Below are 20,682 nucleotides of genomic sequence, written 5' to 3'. Positions count from 1 at the left end.
CCCCGCCGCGCAGCACTCGTCCCACCATGCGCCGGTGGCAGCTCAGAACCGCACGTCCAACCGCAACACGGGGGATCGATCATGAGAACCATAATCAGGGGGTCCGTCGCGACCCTCGCAACTCTGGCACTCGGCCTGGGAGTGCTGACCGCGGCCTCCGCACCAGCCTTCGCCGACGCCCTCGACGACGGCGGCGCCGCCGTCATCGAGGCGCAGGTCGTCGACGCCACGGCCGCCGAGCCCACCGCACCCGAGCAGGCCGCTGAGCCGACGGCGATTCCCGAGGTCGAAGCGACCGTGGTCGAGCCCGCAGCCGTGGCACCCGAGGCCGACCCGATCGCGCAGCCCGCGGCCGACCCGGTCGCCGACGATGCCCCGGCACCGGCAGCCGGGCCCGCGAGCGAGTCCGTGCCCGACCCTGCCACTGAGCCCGCAGTCGAGAGTGCACCCCGGCCGGCAGCACCGGAGCGAGTCGCGCCGGCAACACCGGCCGCGACCGCAACGGCGATGACCCAGGACGCGGTCCGCAAGGTGTTCGTGTGCAAGTACGTGGGCACGCCCGGCGTGGACGAGCGACTCCAGACGGGCAACAACCCGCTCAGCGTCAGTATCAGCTCGATCTCCGACTGGCCGTCCGGCCTGGCCTACCCCGATGTCGTGGTGGGACTGCGATTCGCTGACGCGCACAACCGGTCCATCGTGATCGGCTGGGACACGCGTACCGGAGGTGGGCAGCAGGGCGAGCCGGACGTGAGTGCCTGCCCGCAGCCCGAAGGCCCCGAGGTACCGGAGGTGCCCGAGGTGCCCGAGCTCACCGTCGTCACCCCGGCCCTGCCGCAGTGGGTCGACGAGTGCGGCGTGGACAACGGGTACTGGGTCTACACCAGCACCGTCGAGTACACCTACTACGTGTTCGACCACACGACGCTGAACGGCAAGGTCTCGATCAACGTGGTGCCGGCCGAGGGTTACGCGTTCCCCGATGGCTTCCGCACCACGCACACGCGCACCCAGAACAACGTCGAGTGCCAGCCGGAAGCGTTGGTGGAGACCCGCTTCAAGACCACCGTGCGCTGCGACCTCGGCTGGACCTGGATCGACCAGTACGAGCGCCCCACCGACTACGTCCTCTCCGGCGACTCGTGGGTCCTCGGCCAGCCCGGCTCGTGGACCTGGGTGGGCAAGACGCGGCACGAGGTGACGGCGGAGGAGTGCGGCGTGGCCGTCGCGCCGCTCGTGGTGACCCAGGCGACCTGCGCGACCACCGGCGCGATCTCCCTGCCCGGTGCGGATCACGTCGGGTACGTGGTGCACCACCTGGTCGACGACGCCCTTGCCGGAGAGCCGGAGAACCTCTCCGACCTGGCTCCCGGCACGTACAGCGTGATCGCGACCGCGGCCGGGCACTACAGCATCACCGAGGTCCCGGACGGCTGGCAGCTGAGTACCTCCGGGAAGGCCGAGACGACCGTCACGATCGTTGAGGTCGATTCTGAGGACTGCGCGACTCCGCTGGAGTCGATGCCGGTTACCTTCCCGGAGCCCGGCGTGGTTGATCACTGCGCCACCGCGAACGATGCGGTGGAATGGACCGCGGGTGTGGGCCTGGATGTCTGGCTGCAGGACGGCCGGTTCCTGAACGCGGTCGCGCAGCCCGGCTACCTGCTCCCGGCGGAGTTGCCGGCGGGCTGGACGCTGAACGAGTCCGCGTCAGCACCGACCCTCGCCGCAACGACCCAGGTCGTTGCACTCGATGTGCCCGCCCAGGTGGCGACGTTCGAGTTCGAGCTCACGGACATCCCGTGCGAGCTGCAGATCGAGCCGATCCTGCCGGAACCGACCGTGCCGGACCCGATCGTGCCCGCGGCGACCGTGCCGGACCCGATCATGCCCGCGCCGACCGTGCCGGTGCTGCTCGTCGGGCAGTCGGTGCCACCCGCACGGCTGAACGCGCCCCTCGACCCGGCCACTCCGCAGCTGCCCAGCACCGGCGCTGCAGCCGGCACCACGGCCCTCGCTGCGAGCCTGCTGGGCGGGCTCGGGATCGCGCTCCTCGGGCTGTCCCGCCGGCGGCGTGAGGACGGTGGCCGCTGACGGCCACCCATGATCGCGGTGGGCCGGCCCGCTCCCCCCGGGCCGCCCACCGCTCAGCGCGCCCGCCCGCCCACGGGCGGCTGCCCGCGCCGTATTCAGTCCGCGGCAACCAGGGTCGCCACGTCGGCCGCCACCTCGACCGTTGCGCCGGTCGGCCCGTCGAACACGGCACGCCCCCCGAGCGGACGCTCGAGCCGGACGGTCTGGAACATCGCGAACCCTTCATCGTCGCAGCCGAAGTTGAACTGGGTCCCGTGCGGCGCCACCACATGGGTCGTGATGGTCACCGTGGTCTGGGTCTCCTCGACCTCGATCGAGTGCGGGTCGCCGCAGCCGGGGCTGCCGCCGGTGTACCGGACCATGATCTCGCGGCCGCTGTCGCCCTGGACCGCCACGGCGTCGGTCCGGGCGTCGTTGACCACTGGGAACCCGACGGTGAGCGCCCACACGATCAGGGCCGCCGCCGCGGTCAGGATCGCGGCGACGAACCAGAGCGTGGAGGCACGGATCCGCCGCCGAACCTGCTCATCCCGATCGTCCATGGCGCCATCATCGCGCACAGCAGAGTCAGAAGAGCAGATAGAGGGCGCCCACCACGGTGAGGATGATGACGAGCCGCTCGAACAACGCCTGGTCGATCCGGGGTGCGAGCCACCTGCCCAAGAACGCGCCCGCAATCACCGCGGGGATCAGCACCAGGTTGAGCAGCAGGCCCGGGACCGTGATCAGCCCTAGCCCTGCCTGGAACGGCACCTTAGTCACGTTCACGATCGCGAAGAACCATGCGGACGTGCCGAGGAACCGCTTGACCGAGAACCGGGACGCGATGAAGTACATGCTCATCACCGGGCCACCGGCGTTGGCCACCATCGTGGTGAACCCGCCGAGCGTGCCGTAGATACCGGTCTGGATGCGACGGGCCAGCGAGCCGGAGCCGGCGGCCGACGAATCCTGGGGTGCCGCCGACCCTCCGGTGCCGGCGACCGCGCCGCTCGCAACGGAGCCGCCGCCTGCCGCTGCCACTCGGGCCTGCGACGATTCGGTCCCGGACCCAGTCGCGGCCCGGATCTCCGCGCGCCGCCCGACGGCCCGGCGCAACAGCGTCACACCGATCACGAGGAGCAGGATGACCGCGATGACGCGCCGCACCCAGGCGTCGTCGGCGAGCGCGAGGAACACCACGCCCAGCGCGACCCCCGCCAGCACCGTGGGTACGAGTCGCCGCAATGTGGGCCAGTCGGCGTGCTTGCGGTAGGCCCAGACGGCGAAGACGTCCCCGACGATGAGCAGGATCAGGAGCACCGCCGTCGACTCCCGCGCCGGAAGCAGGGCCGCGAAGATGGCGATCGTGATGGTGTTCGCGCCGGGCAGGGCCGCCTTGGACAGCCCGACGATGAGCGCGCCCAGCACGAGCAGCGCCCACGCCAGCGCGGTGAATTCGGTGAGGGCCGGCATCAGGAGAACGTCAGCCCATGCTCGGCGCGGTAGGAGGCCAGGATGGTGTCGATGATCCGGGCGGTGCGGATGGCGCTCGTCCCGGTGCTCGGACTCACACCGACTCCGGTGAGTTCGTCGACGACGGCTTGGATCAAGGGCTGCTGGACGGTCGCCGGGTACGGCGCCTCGATGGACTCCTCGGTGTCACCGCGCACGAGCCGGAGCGGCTCCTGCGCGAACGTCGAGAACGTCAGCGAGCCTGCGTCACCGACGAGCTCCACCTCGTCGCGGTACTCCCCGGCCGCGTAGCACCACAGCCCGGTCCCACCGACGCCGGAGCCGAACTCGAACGCGGCGCTGACGAGGTCCTCGGCCGGGTAACGCCCGGACCGGTTGGCCGCGTAGCCGCTGACCCGGGCGATCGGGCCGAGCAGGTGGTCGAGCAGGTCCAGGGTATGGGAGGCGAGGTCCACGAAGTGGCCGCCGCCGGAGATCTCGGGCTGCACCCGCCACGGCATGTCGCCACCCTCGGCGATCGGCGCGGGCTGCTGGTTGCGGACGGCGACGGCCTGCACCGAACCGATCGCGCCGCCGTCGAGCAGTTCCTTGACGCGCGCGAAGCGCGGCATCGCGCGCCGGTAGTAGGCGACGAACAGCGGCAGCCCGGCCCGCTCGGCGGCGGCGTTCATCTGCTCGCACTCGGCGGTCGTGCGGGCCATCGGCTTCTCGACGTAGACCGGCTTACCGGCCTCGAGGACAGCGACCGCGTAGTCCCGGTGGGAGTCCGGCGGGGTCGCGATGTAGACGGCGTCGACCTCGTCGTCGTGGATGAGGGCGTCGGCGTCGTCGTAGGCACGGGGTACGCCGTGCCGGCGTGCGTAGTCCGCCGCTTTGGCACCGTCCCGGCGCATCACCGCGACGAGCTCGGATCGGTCGGCCTGTTGGAACCCCGGGCCGCTCTTGACCTCGGTGACATTGCCGACGCCGATGATGCCCCAGCGGATGGTGGTGGGCGGGCTCGTGGCGTCCGAGGTTTCCATGCCTCGAACCGTAGCTCGCGGCGCCCCCGGCGCGGCCGCCCCGACCACCCTTCAGACAGGTTCGGAGGACCAGGGCTCGTTCGCCGCCGATGCCGCGGCCCGCGCCCGCCGATCGACCGAGGCGAGCATGAGGTGGCGGATGAACCCACTGCCCGGCCGGATGAGCCGCCAGTATCGCGCCATCGCGCGGTGCGCGCCGGCGTCGGTCGTCACGACTCGGGTCCGGGTCACCACACGCGTGCGCCCCGGGCCGGCGTCCTCCAGCTCGAAGACCAGGATCGCCTTGCCGTAGCCGGGCTCGTCGAACGCCTCGAAGGTCTCGGCGTCGCGGATATCGGCCCGGGCATCGGCGCCGCCGAAGCGCCACCACCGGCCGAGCAGCCCGAATACCCGCTGCCGGCCCTGGTCCTGCGCGAGAGGGATGAACATCTCGCCCTTCGGTGTCCGGTACCGCGGCCCGTTGGCCGCGATCCCGATGACCGCCCGGGCCGCGAACAGCGGGGCCGCGAGGCGCAGGTCCCGGAAGCTGAAGTCCGTGACGGCATCCCAGACTGCGTCGCGGGGTGCGTCGATGACACGTGCGTGCCGTTCGGAGAACTCAGGAGTCGGCATGAAGCGGTCGGCGAGGTTCATGTCATCGAGCGTGGCACCGGCGGCGCGGGCCAGGGATCCCTCCCCCGAGGGAGTCGCCTCGGCGCCGGTCCGGCGCCGCTGCGCCCGGCCGGGTCCGGCGTGCCTACACTCGCGGAGTGAGCGGGCTGGAGCGCACCTGGCAGCCGACCCGGCCGACCCCGCTCGGGCCGACCCTGGCCGCGCTGCGCCGTGGCGCCCACGACCCGTGCTTCAAACGGGAGGGGACCGGCACCTACTGGCGGGGGCTACTCACGCCGCAGGGCCCGGCCGCACTCCGGGTGAGCCGGTCCGACGGCGGCGGGCCGGTGCTCGCGATGGCCTGGGGCGACGGTGCCGCCTGGGCCCTGGACGCCGTCCCCGCGATGCTCGGCGCGTTCGACGACCCGGCCGGGTTCGACGTCGCCGGCCACCCGACCCTCGGCCCACTCGCACGCCGGCACCCGCACCTGCCGCTGACGCGCACCCACCAGGTGCTGGAGTCGCTGGTCCCGACCATCATCGAGCAGAAGGTCACCGGTGCCGAGGCGTTCGGCTCGTGGCGCACTCTCGTGCAGCGCTTCGGCGAACCGGCACCCGGGCCTGCTGGCGGGCACGGTCTGCGGGTGCCGCCGGCACCGGACGTGCTGGCGGCGATCCCGAGCTGGGAGTGGCTGCACCTGGCGATCGACCCGGCGCGCTCGCGCGCGATCGTCGCGGCGGCCCGCGTGGCACCGTCCCTGGAACGGCTCGCCCGCGGTACCTCCGCGGACGCCGATCGCGCCCTGCGCTCCCTGCCGGGCGTGGGCACCTGGACCAGCGCCGAGGTGCGCGTGCGTGTGTTCGGCGACGCCGACGCGGTGAGCTTCGGCGACTATCACGTGGCCAGGAACGTCGGGTGGGCGCTCACCGGGGCAATCGTGGACGACGGCGAACTGGCGGTTCTGCTCGAACCGTTCCGTCCGCATCGCGGCCGGGTGCAACGCCTCGTGATGCTCAGCGGGGTGGCGCCGCCACGCCGCGGGCCGCGGATGGCCGTGCGCACCCACCTGCCGCGTCGCGCCTAGAAGCTACCGATCCCCTGCCCGATCAGCAGGACACCGTAGACGAGCAGCAGCACCACGGCGATCGTGGTGTTGTTGCGCATCAGCCACACCTCGAGCGCGCGCAGCGGCTGCTCGGTGCGCACCGGGAACAGCAGGTGCAGCCCGACCGGCACGGCCACGGTCAGCGACGCGATCACGGTGTAGATCACGAGCAGCAGGGCGACGTCGCCGGTGCCAAGACCGGCCGTGCCGATCGTGAGGGCGGCCCCCGCGGCGAAGGCCACGTTCTTCGGGTTGGCGCCCGCGAACAGCAGGCCGCTGCGCAGCGACCGCACGGGCGTGGTGCTCGCGATCGAGGACATCCAACCTGGCAGCTGCGGGACCGGGAGACCCGTGTCCGGGTCGACCTCGGCTTCTGGACCGGGTTCGGACTCGGTGGGCCGGAACTTGCGCCGGGCCATGACCAGCAACCAGACGCCGAGCGCGAGCTGCAGCACGCCGGCCACGGGGTTCGGGCCGTCGGAGGAGTCGGTCGGCAGGTAGCCCGCGAGCAGGGTGAGGACCGTGACCACCGCCGCGATCCCGAGCGCCCAGCCGAGCAGGAACGCGATCCCGTTCGCCCGCGAGCGCGGCGACAGCAGGATCAGCACGCTGACGATGATCGGGATCGGGCTCACCGAGACGCCGAGCCCGAAGGGCAGGATCGCGCCGACCAGGTCGAGCATCGTGCCCCCCTCTCGCCTCTGTGACCACGCGAAGTCCGGCCCACCGAAAGCACGGTCCGTCGGACCACGCGGGCAAGCAGGTCGAACGCTAGCGTGCCACCGCCTCGTCGCGGTATTCGGTCCGGGTCAGGCGTGCGCGCCCACGGTGATATCGCCGAACGTCACCTCGGGGCGCGCCTCGAGCACCGCCGCCACACGGTCCACCTGCTCCTCGATCGCGCGGCGCCGTCGGGCGGTGGGCCCCTCGAACATCTCCACCGTGATCTTCACCCGGGGGCCGGCCAGGCGCTGGTGCCAGACGCCGGCCACCACGCCGTCGAGCAGGACGACCGGGAAGTTCCCGGCCTGCCCGCCGGCCAGTGCGCGCTCGGCGGCCCGCCCCGGGAAGATCCGCTCCCGTGGCTGGCTGCCCACCCCGTAGGCGTCGAAGAGCGGGAGCAGGCGGACCTGGTCGCGCCACGGTTCGATGTCGGGGGTGCCGGCCACGCGCAGGCACCCCACACCTGCCCGGTCCACCCGTTCCAGGCGCGGGTCCACCTCGGCTTGTGCGAACAGTTCCGTGGCCCGGCCGGGGCGGATCGCCAGCCACTTCGCGAACTCGCCGGCAGTCGCCGGTCCGTAGCCGGTCAGGTAGGCGTGCACGAGGTCGACGGCGGCACGCACCCCCGGTTGCGGGTCGAACCCGGGCAGCCACGTGCGCGGGCTGGTGTAGGTCACCTTCCGGCCCCGCTGTGGCCCGAAGCACAATGCACCGCGGTGCCCGGCCGTCCCGATCAGTTGCCGCCAACGCGGCCAGTAGCCGCCGAACGCCGGCATCACCAGGTCACCGGCCCACGGCCCTGTTGCACCGATGACGGCCTCGTCGAGTTCGTCGACGGTCAGTTCGACGCCGGCGAGGACCGAGTCGAGCGCCGCCAGGACCCCGTCGGCCTGCTCGGCGGTGAGCCGCATGGCCGGGGGCGGGGTCGGCCCCGCGGTCCCGATCCAGCCCATCGCACCGACCCACCGGGACAGTCCGTCCGCGGAGAGCAGGTGCACCGTCCCGCGCGGGCCGTGGGCCTTGACGAGGGTGCGGTCCATTTCGACCGCGCGACGCACGTCGGAGCGCGTCGCGCCGTCCACCCGGAGCCCGATCGAGGTTTCGCCGGCCACCATCACCTGGGCGTGTGCTCCCACGATCGCGTCGACGACGGCGGTGATCGCCGTCGAGGGGTCGGCTCCGGTCGGCGCCGCCTCGAGCAGGCGGTGGGTCGCCAGCCGCCCCGCCAGGAGCCGGTCCCAGTCGTCGCCTCGTGCCATCATCGTCTTCCCCTCGTCGTGTTGACGCCAGGTTAGGCGCGATAGCGGTCAGGACCTGTCCCCTACGGCCGAGGCGACGGTTTCGCAGAACGGCGACCGTCCGCCGTCGGACGCGCGTACCGTTGTTGCGGAGCAGATCATGGACGATCTCACAGCGGTCTTGGACACGGGGCGACTGGCGTTCGCCCACGGGGACTGGCAGGGCGCGCATCGGGACCTGTCCAGGGCCCGGGACCTCGGCACGCTCCCGACGGCGGACCTGGACCTGCTCAGCCGGGTGTGCTGGTGGGTGGGCCGGGCGCGAGAGTCGTTGGAGCTCTCCGAGGACGTCTACAACCGGTTCCAGCACGAGGGCGATCTGCCCGGTGCGGCGAACAAGGCGCTCAACCTCGGGCTGCTCTGGTTCATCCGCGGGGATCTGGTGATCGCCTCGGGATGGGTGAACCGGGCTCGTCGGATCCTGGCCGACCTGCCGGAGGGCGTCGAGCACGGCTATCTGCGCTACCTGGACGCGATCGTCGAGCTGGACTTCTACGGGCTCGGGCCGGCCCGCGAGACGGCGGTGACCCTGAAGGAGATGGGACAGCGTCTCCGCGCCCCGCAACTGACGTCCCTCGGCCTGGTGCTCTCGGGACTCGCCGACGCGCATACGGGCAACCCGGCGGCCGGGTTCGCGCAGCTCGATGAGGCGATGCTGCCGGTGCTCGCCGGCCAGATGCCGGCCGAATGGGCCGGCGACGTCTACTGCACCGTCATCCACACCTGCCACAGCCTCGGTGATCTGAGCCGGATGCGCGCCTGGACCGCGGCCACGGAGCAGTGGTGCGAGCAGTTCCACGGCGAGGTGGTGTACTCCGGTATCTGCCGCGTGCACCGCCTGCAGCTGTTGTGCACGCAAGGGGACTGGTCGACGGCGGAGGCCGGCATCGAGCGCAGCGGCGCGGAACTGACGGGTCTGAACAACTGGGTGGCGGGCGAGGCGTACTACCAGCTCGGCGAGATCCGGCGGCTGCGGGGAGATGCAAGCGGCGCCCGTGCCGCCTTCGACCAGGCCCGTGACCTCGGTGCGGAGACCCAGCCGGGAGCGGCCCTGCTCGACCTCGCCGGCGGACACGTCCGCGAGGCCTCGGCCGCGCTGCGGGCCGCGCTCGCGGGCCGGGACCGGCTGTCCTCCGCCCGGCTGCTCGGCCCCGCCGTGGAGATCGCCCTCGCCCAGGGCCGCACCGACGAGGCCGACCGGCTGTGCGGCGAGCTGGAGGCCGTCGCCACCGACTTCGCCACCGAGGGGTTCCGCACCTGGGCGGTGCACGCGCGGGCCGCCGTACTGGTGGCCCAGGGCCGCCACGAGGAGGCACTGCCCGTGCTGCGCCGTGCCGCGGCCGGCTATCGCGCGCTGCGGGCCCGGTACGAGAGCGCCAGGATCTACGAACTGAGCGCTCTCGCCCACACCGGCCTCGGGGACGAGGCGGCCGCGGAGTCCGACGTGGCCACGGCCGTCGCCATCTACGGCGAGCTCGGCGCAGCGCCGGACGTGGCGCGCCTCGACGCCTCCCCCTTGCCCGGTGGACTGACTGCTCGGGAAGCTGAGGTGCTGCGGCTGATCGCCGCCGGAGCGAGCAACCGGGACGCGGCCGCCGCCCTGTTCATCTCGGCAAAGACCGTGGACCGGCACCTGGGGAACATCTTCACGAAGATCGGCGTCTCGTCCCGCACCGCGGCGGCCGCCTGGGCTCACGAGCACCGGCTGAACGGCTCTCGCTAGGCGGCGCTGCCTCGAGGCGCCGAGTTCGTCGCAAGGCTTCGAACCAGCCAGAGGGAGTTCACGACGAACTCGAAGTGCGGGTGACTGACTCGGATGCGGCCTCGAACCGGTCAGCCAGGTGGCGCTTCCGCGGAAGCGCCGTGCGCCGAACACCCCACGGGCCCCGACGCGATTGGGTGATTCGCCCGATTCGCGAACCGGCGTGGGTTCCTAGCGTTGAGGCACCAGTTCATCCCGAGTCCGAAGGAGGACCACGATGGACCTCAGCCTCGCAGTGTTGGCAGGCAGCATCTCCAGCGTGATCTTCGCCGGGAGCGTCCTGCCGATGGTCCTCAAGGCCGTCCGCACGCGCGACCTCGCGTCCTACAGCCTCGGCAACCTGTTGCTCGCGAACACGGGCAACGTCGTGCACTCGCTGTACATCTACAGCCTGCCGCCCGGCCCGATCTGGGCACTGCACGGCTTCTACCTCATCACCACCGGCCTGATGCTGGTCCTGTACCTGCGCCACGCGCGTTCGGTTCCGGAGCCGGTGGCTTCCCCCGACAAGGAGAACCCCCTTGAGTACGACCTACCAAACCACGGACCCGACCCCCTCAACGGAACCGAGCTCGTCGGAACCGTCGGCGACCGAGGCTGAGGAGACCGCCGCCCTCGCGGCCCGCTACCTCGACATCCTCAACTCCAGCGCGATCGCGATCCTCACCAGCATCGGCCACCGCGCCGGGCTGTTCGAGACCCTGGCGACGCTCCCACCCGCGAGCAGCGAGCAGATCGCCGACGCGGCCGACCTGAACGAGCGCTACGTGCGCGAGTGGCTGGGCGGCATGTCGGCTGCCGGCATCGTCGTCTACGACCCGGCCCGGCAGACCTACCACTTCCCCCGCTCGCACGCCGCCGTGCTCACCAGCGCGGCCGGCCCGGAGAACCTCGCCCAGCTCATGCAGTACATCCCGATGCTCGGCGGCGTGGAGACCCGGGTTCTGGAGAGCCTGCGGCACGGCGGCGGCCTCGACTACTCCGAGTACCCGGGCTTCCAGCACACCATGGCGCAGGAGTCCGCGACGGTGAACGACGCGGTCCTGGTGGACGGGATCCTGCCGCTCGTGCCCGGGCTACCGGGCCGGCTGGCAGCGGGGATCGACGTCCTCGACGTCGGCTGCGGCTCCGGCCACGCGATCAACCTGATGGCCAGGGCCCACCCGAACAGCCATTTCGTCGGGTACGACTTCTCATCCGAGGGCGTCGCGGCCGCCCGCGCCGAGGCCGCCGCCTGGGGCCTGGCGAACACCCGGTTCGAGGTCGTCGACGTCGCCGGGATCGCCGAGCAGGGCCACTTCGACCTGGTGACGGCGTTCGACGCCATCCACGACCAGGCCCATCCTGCGCAGGTGCTCGGCAACGTGCGGTCCGCGCTACGCGAGGACGGGGTGTTCCTGATGGTGGACATCAAGGCGTCGAGCAACGTCGAGGACAACGCCGCCCTGCCCTGGGGCAGCTACCTCTACACGATCTCGATGTTCCACTGCATGAGCGTCTCCCTCGGGCTCGGCGGGGACGGCCTCGGCACGGTCTGGGGCACCCAGCTCGCGGAGCGGATGCTCGGCGAGGCCGGGTTCACCGACGTCGAGATCGTGGACGTGCCGGCCGACCCGTTCAACGCGTACTTCGTGGCGCGTCCGTAGTCCGCGCGCAAGCGCCGCCGTCGAAGCCCGACGGCGGCGCTTGCGTCCATCTGTCCGGGCGGCAGTGTTCCGGGGCGCCCGGGCCTGCCCTGGGTTGTCACCGGCGGCCCACGAGCCCGCTCGCCCAGGCCCAGCCGGCGATCTCCACCCGGTTGCGGGCGCCGAGCTTGCGCTGCACGTTCGCGAGGTGGTTCTTCACCGTTCCGGCGGAGATGAACAACTCCGCGCCGATCTCGGCGTTGCTGTCGCCACGTGCGGTCAGCGCGACGACGTCGAGCTCACGTCCGGTCAGCGGTTCCGTCGGCGCCGCGTACTGTCCGTCCGCGGCCGCGTCGTCATGGAGGTGCCGGAGCAGCCGGACCGTGATCTGCGGGCTGATCAGGGTGTCCCCTGCCATCGCGGCACGGACCGCCTCGACCAGCAGGGTCGGGCCCGACCGCTTGAGGAGGAACCCGCAGGCCCCGCTGCGCAGGGCGGTGTGGACGTAGGAGTCGAGGTCGAAGGTGGTGACGACGACGACCCGGATCGGGTCGGCCACGGTTGGTCCGGCCAGCGCACGGGTCAGTTCGAGACCGTCCATCCGCGGCATCCGGATGTCGGCGAGGACGACATCAGGACGCAGCCGCCGGGCTAGATCGAGGGCGGTGACGCCATCGGTGGCCTCGCCCACGACCTGCATGTCGGGCTGGGCGTCGAGCACCATCCGGAAGGCGCTGCGGATCGCCTCCTGGTCGTCGGCGACGAGGATCCGAGTCATGACCCGCCCGCCCCGAGGCCTCCGGTCAGGGGCATGCTCGCCAGCACACGCCATCCGTCGTCGTGCGGACCCGCCCGGAGCGTCCCGGACAGCGCGACCACCCGCTCGGTCAACCCGGGCAGCCCCAGCCCGCCTCGCCGGCCCGGATCCGCAGGCGGGCCGCCCGCGCCGTTGACCACCGACACCTCCAGCGCGCTCCCGACCCGGCGGACCCGCACCTCGACGCTCGACGCACCCGGTGCGTGGCGCCGGACGTTGGTGAGCGCCTCCACGACGATGCGGTGCACGGTGCCGCCCACCTCGCGGGGGATCCGCCCGCCGGCCTCGACCGCGGGATCGACGTCGAGCCTCACGTCGCCCGCCCTCGAACCCGACGCGAAACGCTCCACGAGCTCGCGGAGTTCACCGAGGCCGGGGGTGGGCCGGACTGGCGCCGCGCCAGTGACCGGACCCACCGCGGATGTCGTCTCACCCAGGACGCCGATCGTCCGGTCCATCGATGCCATCGCCGCGAGCCCGGACTGCTCGATCGACCGCAGAGCGTCGACGACCCGAGAGCCCTCCCCCGCGACGAGCTGGGCGGCCTGTGCCTGCGCGATCATCGCGCTGACGTCGTGGGCCACATAGTCGTGTAGGTCGTGCGCCAGGTCGAGTCGCTGCTCGCGCCGGGCGCCCGTGATCTCGCGTTCGCGCCGCTCGTGCTGGTGGCGCAAGTGCAGCCCGACCGCCGCCGACGCGATCGGGCCGAGCCCCCAGAACGCGACCGCGTAAAGCAGCTGAACCCCGTCCAGCTCCGTCGAGCCGGTCGCCGGCACGGCCCGGAGCAACGTGGTCGCCGCCGCGATGCCCGCAGCCACGGCGACGACCGCCGCCGCCCGCCCCGATGACCACCTGGCGATCATCCCGACGAGCAGGCACAACGCGACCGTCTCGACCATCCCCCACGGCGGCAGCCCCGGCCAGCCGAACGCCAGGTGCCCACCCGTCGCGGCCAGGGACACCACGGCCGGGACCGCGGCCGCCCAGGTCAGGCGGCTCCGTCCGGTCGGCCACCACACCAGGCTCACCACGACGACGCCGATGGCCACCACGAGCGGGATCGCCGCCGGGGTGAACGCGGCGGCGACAACCGCCAGGACGGCCGCGGCGATCGACGCGCCGACGCGGGCACCACGACCACGGGACTCCGGCATGCCCACGAGTCTAGGAACACGGGGCCCGCACCACCCGTGCCGATCGGCACGGGTGTGCCCGGATCCGCGCCGGAGACCTCCCGAACGGCATCTGCCCAACTGGCGCGCGACGTCGCAGGCTCGAAGTGCGGGCGAGAGCCGCCCGCATCACACCCAGCGAGGATCACCATGACCACTGACATCGTTGCGACCGAAGGGAGCAGTGCGACCCCGCGCCGCGGGCCGATCCGGCGCACCCTGCGCCGATGGCCGAGCTGGGTGGGCTGGGCCGCCGCGGTCTGGTCGCTCGGGTACGGCCTGCTCGGCCTGCTCTGGACCCTCGGGGTGCCCGGCTTCCCGTTCGGCGCCGGCGACCTCCCCGATGCCCGCGCGGAGTCGATCCTGGGCGCGGCCACGGCGGAGCACACCGCCCCCTGGATCGCCGGGATCGGCGTGATCTGCGCCGCGCTCGCGGTACTGCTCACCCTGGGGCGCCTGCGCGGATGGCTGCGCGTAGCCACCGCCGGCGCCGGCTGGGTGGTGGCGTTCGGCCTCGCCGTCCTCGTCCCCGACCAGCGCTTGCTCACCTCGATCGCCTACCTGCCCGTCGGCATGGTCGGCATACCGTTCGGGTTCCCGCCCATGACCTACGGTGAGTTCTTCGCCAAGGTCGCCCCGTGGACGACGGTCAACCTGGCCGTCTGCGCCATCGGTGGTGTGCTGTTCGCCGCAGCGACGGTGGCCTTCGGGCGCCGCACCGCGTCGGCCTGCCGGCGGTGTGGTCGGCGCGACGGCGCGGACACCGGGTGGACCTCGCGCGCCTCGGCCGCCCGGTGGGGGCGGTGGGCCGCCTACACCGGAGCCGTTGTCCCGCTGGCGTACTCCGTCGTCCGGTGGGCGTGGGCGTTCAACATTCCGGTGGGCGTGTCGGAGGAGTTCCTCGTCGAGCTCCATGCCAGCGGCCTGATCTGGGGAGGGGTCTATCTGGCGACCTTCGGTGCCCTCGGTGGCCTCCTGACGCTGGGGCTGGTGCAGCGCTGGGGCGTCATCTGGCCGCGCTGGGTGCTGGGCCTCGCCGGCAAACGGGTGCCACCGGCGTTCCCGATCGTGTTCGCCTCGGTCGTCGCCGTCAGTCTCGCCTCGGCGAGCGCGGTCGTGATGCGGATCATCGACTGGAGCAACCCGGACGACTGGATGAGCAATCCGATGACCCTGTGGCCGCTGTGGTCGGTCGCGCTCGCCGCCGCCACCCTCGGGTACTACTTCCGCACCCGGCCGGCGTGCGGCACCTGCGGCCGCGGCCGACCCCAGGTGACCTCGGCCGGACCGGAGTGACTGCGTTCGACGGGTCTTCCGTGGCGCGTCCGTAGTCGTCACGCAAGCGCCGCCGTCGAAGCCCGACGGCGGCGCCTGCGTCCGTCGGTCCGGCCGGCCATGTCCGTGGTGCCCGAGGGCGCGCACCTGGCCACCGGTCGGCACCGCGGAGACCGTCGACCGCGGACGGGCGGACGTCCCGCGATCGCCCCGCACGACGCCCGACCGCGCGTAGCATCGACGACGTGAGAGACGCCGTCGGGTTCGGCTCGACGCGACGACCGGGCCGGTGAGGTCCCGGTGTCCGCGCCGACGACCGAACCGCTCGAGACCGGCCGGACGCTGTTCCAGCGGCGGGCCTGGGCGGGCGCGCTCCGGGCGCTGCGGCAGGCGGATGACGCCGCCCCGCTGGAGTCGGCGGACCTGGACCGGTTGGCGAAGTCCGCCTACCTCAGCGGCCACGAACCGGAGAGTATCGCCGCGTTCACCAGCGCGTTCCAGCTCGACGTCGACACCGACCCTCGGGCAGCGGCGCGGACCGCGTTCTGGCTCGGGTTCGTCCTGACCCAGGCCGGCCGGTGGTCGGAGGCGGGTGCGTGGCTGGAACGAGGGTCGGCGGTCCTCGACCGAGCCGGTCTGGACGGTCCCGAGCGTGGCCTGCTGCTCGTGCCGCTCGGTCTCCAGCGGGCGTTCTCCGGCGACGGTGAGGGGTCCGCGCGCCTGTTCGCCCGTGCCCTGGACCTCGGCCGCGAGCACCGAGACCCGGACCTGTTGGCCCTCGCCCGGCTCGGCACGGGCCGGGCTGCGCTGATGCCCGGGATGGCCACGACCGCTGAGGCCGTCGCGGCGGTCGGGCATCTGGACGAGGTGATGCTCGCCGTGACCGCCGGCGAGGTCACCGAGATGATCGCGGGTCTGGCCTACTGCGCCGTGATCGACGCGTGCCGGATCCTGCTCGACGTGCGTCGAGCACAGGAGTGGACGGCCGCGCTGACGCGGTGGTGTGAGGACCAGCCCGAACTGGTGCCGTACCGCGGCCAGTGCCTCGTGCACCGCGCTCAGGTGCTCCAACTGCACGGCTCCTGGGCCGACGCCGCCGTCCAGGCCCGCCTCGCGCGAGACCGGCTGAGCGACCCGCCCGGGCAGGCCGCGGCGGGGGATGCCTGGTACCAGGAGGGCGAGCTGCACCGGTTGGGCGGGGACTGGGCGACGGCGGAGGAGGACTACCGGCGCGCCAACACCTTCGGGCGCCAACCCCAGCCCGGGCACGCCCTGCTGCTCCTGGCCAGTGGACAGGGCGCGGCGGCGGCCGGGACCATCGCCCGGATCCTCGACGAGACGGTCGATCCGTTCGCGCGGCCGCTGCTGCTCGCCGCCCAGGTCACGATCGCGGGGGCGCTCGGGGACGCCGCCGCGGTGCGTTCAGCAGCGGACGAGCTGGTGTCCCTGTCCGGCCAGCGCCCCTGCCAGTACCTCGCGGCGCTCGCCGGTCATGCGGTCGGCGCCGCGGCGCTGGCCGAGGGTGACGCGGCGAGTGCGCTGCCGCCGCTGCGGGCGGCGCTCAGCGTGTGGGCGAGCCTGGACGCGCCGTACGAGCAGGCCTGCACCCGAGAGCTCATCGGGCTGGCCTGCCACGTCCTGGCCGATGGCGCCGGCGCCGCCCTGGAGCTGGGCAGCGCCGAGGAGATGTTCACCAGGCTCGGTGCCGGGCCGGATGCCGCACGGGTCGGGGCGTTGTTGCGACCCGAAGCTGCTGTGCCGTCGAGCCACCCGCTCTCCGTGCGGGAGACCGAGGTGCTCAAGCTGATCAGCGCCGGGCTCACGAACCGGGCGATCGCGACGGCGCTGCACCTCAGCGAGAAGACGGTGGCTCGGCATGTGGGGAACATCCTGACGAAGCTGGACCTGCCGTCCCGGTCCGCCGCGACCGCGTGGGCGTACGAGCACGGCGTCATCCGAGCCGGAGCAGCGCCTGGATAGGCGCCGCGGCAGAACTACCCACGCTCCGCCGTCGGGCACTACTCAGAACTGTCGATGTGCGCGCCGTGCCGGCTTCCTAGCGTCGAGACACGACACGACGAGAGGAACGACCATGAGCACGCACCACACCATCGTCATCGGCGGCGGCCAGTCCGGCCTGTCCGCCGGGTATCACCTCGCGCAGGCCGGCGTGGACTTCGTGATCCTCGACGCCGAGGACCGCGTCGGCGCGCACTGGGAGCGGCACTGGGACTCCCTGCGGCTGTTCTCCCCCGCGCGGTACAGCGCGCTGCCGGGGCTCGCCGTCCCGGGCGACCCCAGGCACTTCCCCGACCGCGACGAGATCGCCGGGTACCTACGGACCTACGCCGAGCACATCGCTGCGCCGGTGCGCTCCGGCGTGCGGGTGGACGCGCTACGCCGCGTCGGGGACACCTACGTCGCCGAGGCCGGCGACCAGCGGTTCGAGGCTCCGAACGTCGTTGTCGCGACCGGGCCGCACCAGGAGCCGCACGTGCCGGACTTCGCAGCCGAGCTGGACCCGGGCATCCGGCAGTGGCACTCGACCGGCTACCGGGGCCCGTCGGACCTGCCGGCCGGGGACGTCCTGGTGGTCGGTGCGTCCCATTCCGGTGCGGACATCGCCTACGAGACCGCCGCCACCCACGCCACGACGCTCGCCGGCACCGTGAACGGGCAGATGCCGTTCCGGATCGAGGGCCCAGAGGCGCGGGTGATCCTGCCGATCTGGTTCTTCGCCACCCAGCACCTGCTCACCATGCGCACGCCCGTCGGCCGGAAGATGCGCTCGCAGGTCCGCGCCCACGGCGCGCCCCTGCTGCGCGTGCGGAAATCGGACCTGGACGACGCCGGCGTGCAGCGGGTCGGGCGGGTCACCGGCGTCGCCGACGGGCTGCCGGTCGCCGACGGGCGGGCGCTCGACGTCGCAAGCATCGTCTGGTGCACCGGATACCGCCAGAACTACACCTGGATAGACCTACCGGTCACCGACGAGGCGGGCTTCCCGATCAGCGACCGGGGCGTCACCGCGTTCCCCGGCCTGTACTTCCTCGGGGTGCCGTTCCAGTACGCGTTCGCGTCGATGCTGATCGGCGGGGCCGGCCGGGACGCGGGGTACGTGGTACGGCACCTGCTGCGGACGCGGGAGCCGGTCGCCGCCTGAGCTCCGGGTGTTGACTTTGACGCGACGTCAAGGTCCAGACTGGTCTCACCGACACCCCAGGAGGGACCGATGAACCGGAACGAGACTGTGCTCGACCACCCCGCGTCGACCGACGCGCCGTGGTCCATGCACGAGATCACCCGGCTCACCGGGACGACCAGTCGCACGCTGCGTCACTACGACCAGATCGGACTGCTGGAACCGTCCCGGATCGGCTCGAACGGCTACCGCTACTACGACGGCGAGGCCCTGGTCCGGCTGCAACGCATCCTGTTGCTGCGCGACCTCGGGCTCGGCCTCGGCACCATCGCCGAGGTGCTCGACCGCTCGCGGGACGAGGCCACGGCGCTGCGGGCCCACCTGGAACTGCTCCACCAGGAGCGCGACCGGCTCGACCGACAGATCGAGTCCGTTCGGACCACGGTGATGAAGAGGGAAGGAGGTGAAGAACTCATGGCAGAAGAGATGTTCGACGGCTTCGACCACACCCGGTACAAGAACGAGGTCGAGCAGCGTTGGGGGCGCGATGCGTACGCGAAGAGCGACGCCTGGTGGCGCTCGCTCAGCGACTCCGAGAAGAAGGCGTTCCAGCAGCGCCAGTCCGCCATCGGTGCCGACTACGCCCGGGCCGCGACCCAGGGCCTCGACCCCGGCGACGAGCGGGTGCGGGCGATCAGTGCCCGTCACCACGAATGGCTCGGCGTGGCCTCGAACGAGGTGTCCCGCGGCTACTTCCTCGGGCTGGCCGACATGTACGTCGCGGATGACCGGTTCGCGGCGAACTACGGCGGGACCGAGGGCGCCACGTTCGTTCGGGACGCGATGCGCGCGTACGCCGAGGGCGCGACGTTCAGCGGCGAGTAGTCGCTGACCGGCCGGGGCTGCAGACCCGGCCGGAACCGCTCAGCCCTCCTCGTCGCGCAGGCGCGGCTCGATCGTCTCGGTCTGGCGCACCCCGGTCTTGCCCTTGTAGAACGCGCGGATGACGTCCATGTCCGCGACCACGTCACCGGTGAGCTCGAGCGTGGGACCGAGTCCGGTGGTCATCGTCCCGCGGTCCACATAGCCGAGCGTCACCGGCAGTCCGGTCTCTCGGGCGATCCGATAGAACCCGGACCTCCAGTAGGGCGCCCCGCTGCGGGTGCCCTCCGGCGTGATGACGAGGTGGAAGCGTTCGCCGGCGCGGACCCGATCCACGACCTCGGCGACCACGGTGGACGGGTCCCGCCGGTCCACCGGGATCCCGCCGAGAGCCCGCATGATCGTGCCGAACGGCTTCTTGAACAGCTGGTGCTTGCCGAGGAACCGCAGCCGGTAGCCGCCCTGCCAGGCGATCGCGAGCATGAACACGAAGTCCCAGTTGGACGTGTGCGGTGCGCCGAGCAGGATCCCCGCGCCGCGCGGGTCCACCGGTTCCGAGCGCTGCGTCCACCGGCTCAACGACCAGTACAGCCGGGCGATGGCCCGCTTCACGTCTGCCTCATGGGCTTGACCTTACGGGCGCGACGAGGCGATCGCCGGGTCGATGGTCCCGGTGGCTGACGCACCATCGGGCGCGCGGTGCCCAGCGATGACCGTCTCCGTGATTCGCTGGAAGACCGAGCGCTCATCGTCGGTGAGACCGGACAACAGGGCGTCGAGCGCCTGCGCGACGTCGGCGTGGAACATGTCGACCGCGGAGGAGCCGGCGTCCGTCAGCACGACATCCACGGAACGCCTGTCTCCCGGGACCGGCCGACGCTCAACCAGGGAGCGACGCTCCACGCGGTCGACCAGCCCGGTGAGCGCAGCCTTCTCGACGCCGAGGCGCCGGGCGAGGTCCGCCATGCGCAGCGGACCGTCGATCAGCACGCACAACAGCTGCCCCTGGCTCGGGGTCAGGTCATGCCGGTCCGCGACGGCGCCGATGGTTGACCGCACCAGGTTCGCCAGATCCGCGAGCGCGGGCAGCCCGGTGGCCCCCAGGGCTGGGCACCCTGGCGCACGGTCCGCCGGTTCGCTCACGGGGAACATCGTACGCGTTGACGATAGTTAATAGTGCGTACAGTATTGATGACGAACCATGCAGGAGCCGCAGTGACCACCACGGAGGAGCAGTCCGAATGACCTTCAACACGCCCAACGGCACCTACGGCATCAGTTTGCCGCCGGCCGCAGAGCTGCACGCGAGGAACGAACCCACCATCGCCACCATCCGAGAGGGCGGGTCCACGCCGGGCATGCAGACCCTCGTCCTGATCACCCGCGGCAAGAAGAGCGGGCTCGAGCGCGAGAGCCCCGTCGCCTACTTCCCGCTGTCCGACGAGTCCTGGCTGATCCTCGCCTCGGCCGGAGGGGCCACGAAGCACCCGTCCTGGTACTTCAACCTCGCCGCGCACCCCGACGAAGCACGGGTCGTCCTCGCCGGCGAGGAGTTTCCGGTGGACGCCGAGGAGTTGCACGGCCCCGAGCGCGAACACCACTGGCAGGAGATCACCGCGGCGGCGCCCGGATTCGCGGAGTACGCGACCCGCACCGACCGCACCATCCCGGTGATCAGGCTCACCGGGCGCGCCGCCTGAGGCACACGGTGGTCTGGG

At 72.2% G+C, this 20,682-nt stretch carries 20 protein-coding genes; 10 read left to right on the top strand and 10 right to left on the bottom strand.

What is annotated here, in order from left to right:
• Positions 1 to 81: 81 nt before the first annotated feature.
• Positions 82 to 2,094: an LPXTG cell wall anchor domain-containing protein gene (locus tag HALOF300_RS01950; RefSeq protein WP_156738963.1), complete on the top strand. Its 2,013-nt coding sequence runs from the start codon at positions 82 to 84 to the stop codon at positions 2,092 to 2,094.
• Between the two features lie 95 nt (positions 2,095 to 2,189).
• On the opposite strand, the gene HALOF300_RS01945 is transcribed toward HALOF300_RS01950, so the two are convergent.
• From HALOF300_RS01945 to HALOF300_RS01930, 4 genes are read right to left on the bottom strand one after another with little or no spacing between them, the layout of a single operon-like run.
• On the bottom strand, positions 2,190 to 2,636 hold the full coding sequence (locus tag HALOF300_RS01945; protein WP_156738962.1) for a hypothetical protein: 447 nt from the start codon (positions 2,634 to 2,636) through the stop codon (positions 2,190 to 2,192).
• A 25-nt stretch (positions 2,637 to 2,661) separates the two neighbouring features.
• Positions 2,662 to 3,549, bottom strand: coding sequence for a sulfite exporter TauE/SafE family protein (locus HALOF300_RS01940; RefSeq protein ID WP_156738961.1), 888 nt, complete (start codon positions 3,547 to 3,549; stop codon positions 2,662 to 2,664).
• Positions 3,549 to 4,571 (bottom strand): Gfo/Idh/MocA family protein, encoded by a 1,023-nt coding sequence (locus HALOF300_RS01935; protein WP_156738960.1) that lies wholly within the window; start codon positions 4,569 to 4,571, stop codon positions 3,549 to 3,551. The genes HALOF300_RS01940 and HALOF300_RS01935 overlap by 1 nt, the downstream gene beginning before the upstream one ends.
• Positions 4,572 to 4,622: 51 nt before the next feature.
• Entirely contained in the window at positions 4,623 to 5,204 is a 582-nt protein-coding gene (locus HALOF300_RS01930; protein ID WP_156738959.1) for a hypothetical protein, read from the bottom strand.
• A 116-nt stretch (positions 5,205 to 5,320) separates the two neighbouring features.
• On the opposite strand from HALOF300_RS01930, the gene HALOF300_RS01925 reads away from it, so the two are divergent.
• Positions 5,321 to 6,247 (top strand): DNA-3-methyladenine glycosylase family protein, encoded by a 927-nt coding sequence (locus tag HALOF300_RS01925; RefSeq protein ID WP_156738958.1) that lies wholly within the window; start codon positions 5,321 to 5,323, stop codon positions 6,245 to 6,247.
• On the opposite strand, the gene HALOF300_RS01920 is transcribed toward HALOF300_RS01925, so the two are convergent.
• Both HALOF300_RS01920 and HALOF300_RS01915 read right to left on the bottom strand, forming a co-directional pair.
• Positions 6,244 to 6,951 (bottom strand): GAP family protein, encoded by a 708-nt coding sequence (locus HALOF300_RS01920; protein ID WP_156738957.1) that lies wholly within the window; start codon positions 6,949 to 6,951, stop codon positions 6,244 to 6,246. The genes HALOF300_RS01925 and HALOF300_RS01920 overlap by 4 nt on opposite strands.
• 126 nt (positions 6,952 to 7,077) lie before the next feature.
• Positions 7,078 to 8,253: a winged helix DNA-binding domain-containing protein gene (locus HALOF300_RS01915; protein ID WP_156738956.1), complete on the bottom strand. Its 1,176-nt coding sequence runs from the start codon at positions 8,251 to 8,253 to the stop codon at positions 7,078 to 7,080.
• A 136-nt stretch (positions 8,254 to 8,389) separates the two neighbouring features.
• On the opposite strand from HALOF300_RS01915, the gene HALOF300_RS01910 reads away from it, so the two are divergent.
• From HALOF300_RS01910 to HALOF300_RS01900, 3 genes are all read left to right on the top strand, one after another.
• Positions 8,390 to 10,012, top strand: a complete 1,623-nt coding sequence (locus HALOF300_RS01910) for a LuxR C-terminal-related transcriptional regulator (protein ID WP_197522229.1) — start codon at positions 8,390 to 8,392, stop codon at positions 10,010 to 10,012.
• Between the two features lie 256 nt (positions 10,013 to 10,268).
• Positions 10,269 to 10,652, top strand: coding sequence for a hypothetical protein (locus HALOF300_RS01905; RefSeq protein WP_231954959.1), 384 nt, complete (start codon positions 10,269 to 10,271; stop codon positions 10,650 to 10,652).
• On the top strand, positions 10,573 to 11,697 hold the full coding sequence (locus tag HALOF300_RS01900) for a class I SAM-dependent methyltransferase (protein WP_156738954.1): 1,125 nt from the start codon (positions 10,573 to 10,575) through the stop codon (positions 11,695 to 11,697). Before HALOF300_RS01905 ends, HALOF300_RS01900 begins: the two co-directional genes overlap by 80 nt.
• Before the next feature lie 97 nt (positions 11,698 to 11,794).
• On the opposite strand, the gene HALOF300_RS01895 is transcribed toward HALOF300_RS01900, so the two are convergent.
• Both HALOF300_RS01895 and HALOF300_RS01890 read right to left on the bottom strand, forming a co-directional pair.
• Positions 11,795 to 12,454, bottom strand: coding sequence for a response regulator (locus HALOF300_RS01895; protein ID WP_156738953.1), 660 nt, complete (start codon positions 12,452 to 12,454; stop codon positions 11,795 to 11,797).
• Positions 12,451 to 13,647, bottom strand: coding sequence for a sensor histidine kinase (locus tag HALOF300_RS01890; RefSeq protein WP_156738952.1), 1,197 nt, complete (start codon positions 13,645 to 13,647; stop codon positions 12,451 to 12,453). The genes HALOF300_RS01895 and HALOF300_RS01890 overlap by 4 nt, the downstream gene beginning before the upstream one ends.
• 168 nt (positions 13,648 to 13,815) lie before the next feature.
• On the opposite strand from HALOF300_RS01890, the gene HALOF300_RS01885 reads away from it, so the two are divergent.
• The 4 genes from HALOF300_RS01885 to HALOF300_RS01870 all read left to right on the top strand — a co-directional run bounded on the left by HALOF300_RS01885 (position 13,816) and on the right by HALOF300_RS01870 (position 18,967).
• A complete protein-coding gene (locus HALOF300_RS01885) occupies positions 13,816 to 14,961 on the top strand; it encodes a hypothetical protein (protein WP_156738951.1) in 1,146 nt (381 codons plus the stop codon).
• A 279-nt stretch (positions 14,962 to 15,240) separates the two neighbouring features.
• Entirely contained in the window at positions 15,241 to 16,920 is a 1,680-nt protein-coding gene (locus HALOF300_RS01880) for a response regulator transcription factor (RefSeq protein ID WP_156738950.1), read from the top strand.
• 112 nt (positions 16,921 to 17,032) lie between these two features.
• Positions 17,033 to 18,103 (top strand): flavin-containing monooxygenase, encoded by a 1,071-nt coding sequence (locus HALOF300_RS01875; protein WP_156738949.1) that lies wholly within the window; start codon positions 17,033 to 17,035, stop codon positions 18,101 to 18,103.
• A 69-nt stretch (positions 18,104 to 18,172) separates the two neighbouring features.
• Complete coding sequence (locus HALOF300_RS01870; protein ID WP_156738948.1) at positions 18,173 to 18,967, top strand: MerR family transcriptional regulator; 795 nt, start codon at positions 18,173 to 18,175, stop codon at positions 18,965 to 18,967.
• A gap of 39 nt (positions 18,968 to 19,006) precedes the next feature.
• Here HALOF300_RS01870 and HALOF300_RS01865 read toward each other — a convergent pair whose 3' ends face one another.
• Both HALOF300_RS01865 and HALOF300_RS01860 read right to left on the bottom strand, forming a co-directional pair.
• Positions 19,007 to 19,576, bottom strand: a complete 570-nt coding sequence (locus HALOF300_RS01865) for a 1-acyl-sn-glycerol-3-phosphate acyltransferase (protein WP_156738947.1) — start codon at positions 19,574 to 19,576, stop codon at positions 19,007 to 19,009.
• Positions 19,577 to 19,597: 21 nt separating this feature from the next.
• Positions 19,598 to 20,107, bottom strand: coding sequence for a MarR family winged helix-turn-helix transcriptional regulator (locus tag HALOF300_RS01860; protein ID WP_231954958.1), 510 nt, complete (start codon positions 20,105 to 20,107; stop codon positions 19,598 to 19,600).
• Between the two features lie 98 nt (positions 20,108 to 20,205).
• Between HALOF300_RS01860 and HALOF300_RS01855 the strand changes: the two genes are divergently transcribed.
• A complete protein-coding gene (locus HALOF300_RS01855) occupies positions 20,206 to 20,664 on the top strand; it encodes a nitroreductase/quinone reductase family protein (protein ID WP_197522228.1) in 459 nt (152 codons plus the stop codon).
• The last annotated feature ends 18 nt before the right edge of the window (positions 20,665 to 20,682 follow it).

It is taken from the genome of Occultella aeris (assembly GCF_902703175.1).
Taxonomy (GTDB): domain Bacteria; phylum Actinomycetota; class Actinomycetes; order Actinomycetales; family Beutenbergiaceae; genus Occultella; species Occultella aeris.
The sequence above is the reverse complement of the archived record's forward strand: the minus strand, read 5'-3'. Positions and strand labels throughout refer to the sequence as shown.

Coding starts and splice junctions, on each gene's coding strand:
- HALOF300_RS01885 (WP_156738951.1), top strand. CDS start 13,816: ATGACCACTGACATCGTTGCGACCGAAGGGAGCAGTGCGACCCCGCGC.
- HALOF300_RS01945 (WP_156738962.1), bottom strand. CDS start 2,636: ATGGACGATCGGGATGAGCAGGTTCGGCGGCGGATCCGTGCCTCCACG.
- HALOF300_RS01910 (WP_197522229.1), top strand. CDS start 8,390: ATGGACGATCTCACAGCGGTCTTGGACACGGGGCGACTGGCGTTCGCC.
- HALOF300_RS01870 (WP_156738948.1), top strand. CDS start 18,173: ATGAACCGGAACGAGACTGTGCTCGACCACCCCGCGTCGACCGACGCG.
- HALOF300_RS01935 (WP_156738960.1), bottom strand. CDS start 4,571: ATGGAAACCTCGGACGCCACGAGCCCGCCCACCACCATCCGCTGGGGC.
- HALOF300_RS01950 (WP_156738963.1), top strand. CDS start 82: ATGAGAACCATAATCAGGGGGTCCGTCGCGACCCTCGCAACTCTGGCA.
- HALOF300_RS01875 (WP_156738949.1), top strand. CDS start 17,033: ATGAGCACGCACCACACCATCGTCATCGGCGGCGGCCAGTCCGGCCTG.
- HALOF300_RS01905 (WP_231954959.1), top strand. CDS start 10,269: ATGGACCTCAGCCTCGCAGTGTTGGCAGGCAGCATCTCCAGCGTGATC.
- HALOF300_RS01940 (WP_156738961.1), bottom strand. CDS start 3,549: ATGCCGGCCCTCACCGAATTCACCGCGCTGGCGTGGGCGCTGCTCGTG.
- HALOF300_RS01920 (WP_156738957.1), bottom strand. CDS start 6,951: ATGCTCGACCTGGTCGGCGCGATCCTGCCCTTCGGGCTCGGCGTCTCG.
- HALOF300_RS01890 (WP_156738952.1), bottom strand. CDS start 13,647: ATGCCGGAGTCCCGTGGTCGTGGTGCCCGCGTCGGCGCGTCGATCGCC.
- HALOF300_RS01930 (WP_156738959.1), bottom strand. CDS start 5,204: ATGAACCTCGCCGACCGCTTCATGCCGACTCCTGAGTTCTCCGAACGG.
- HALOF300_RS01855 (WP_197522228.1), top strand. CDS start 20,206: ATGACCTTCAACACGCCCAACGGCACCTACGGCATCAGTTTGCCGCCG.
- HALOF300_RS01895 (WP_156738953.1), bottom strand. CDS start 12,454: ATGACTCGGATCCTCGTCGCCGACGACCAGGAGGCGATCCGCAGCGCC.
- HALOF300_RS01915 (WP_156738956.1), bottom strand. CDS start 8,253: ATGATGGCACGAGGCGACGACTGGGACCGGCTCCTGGCGGGGCGGCTG.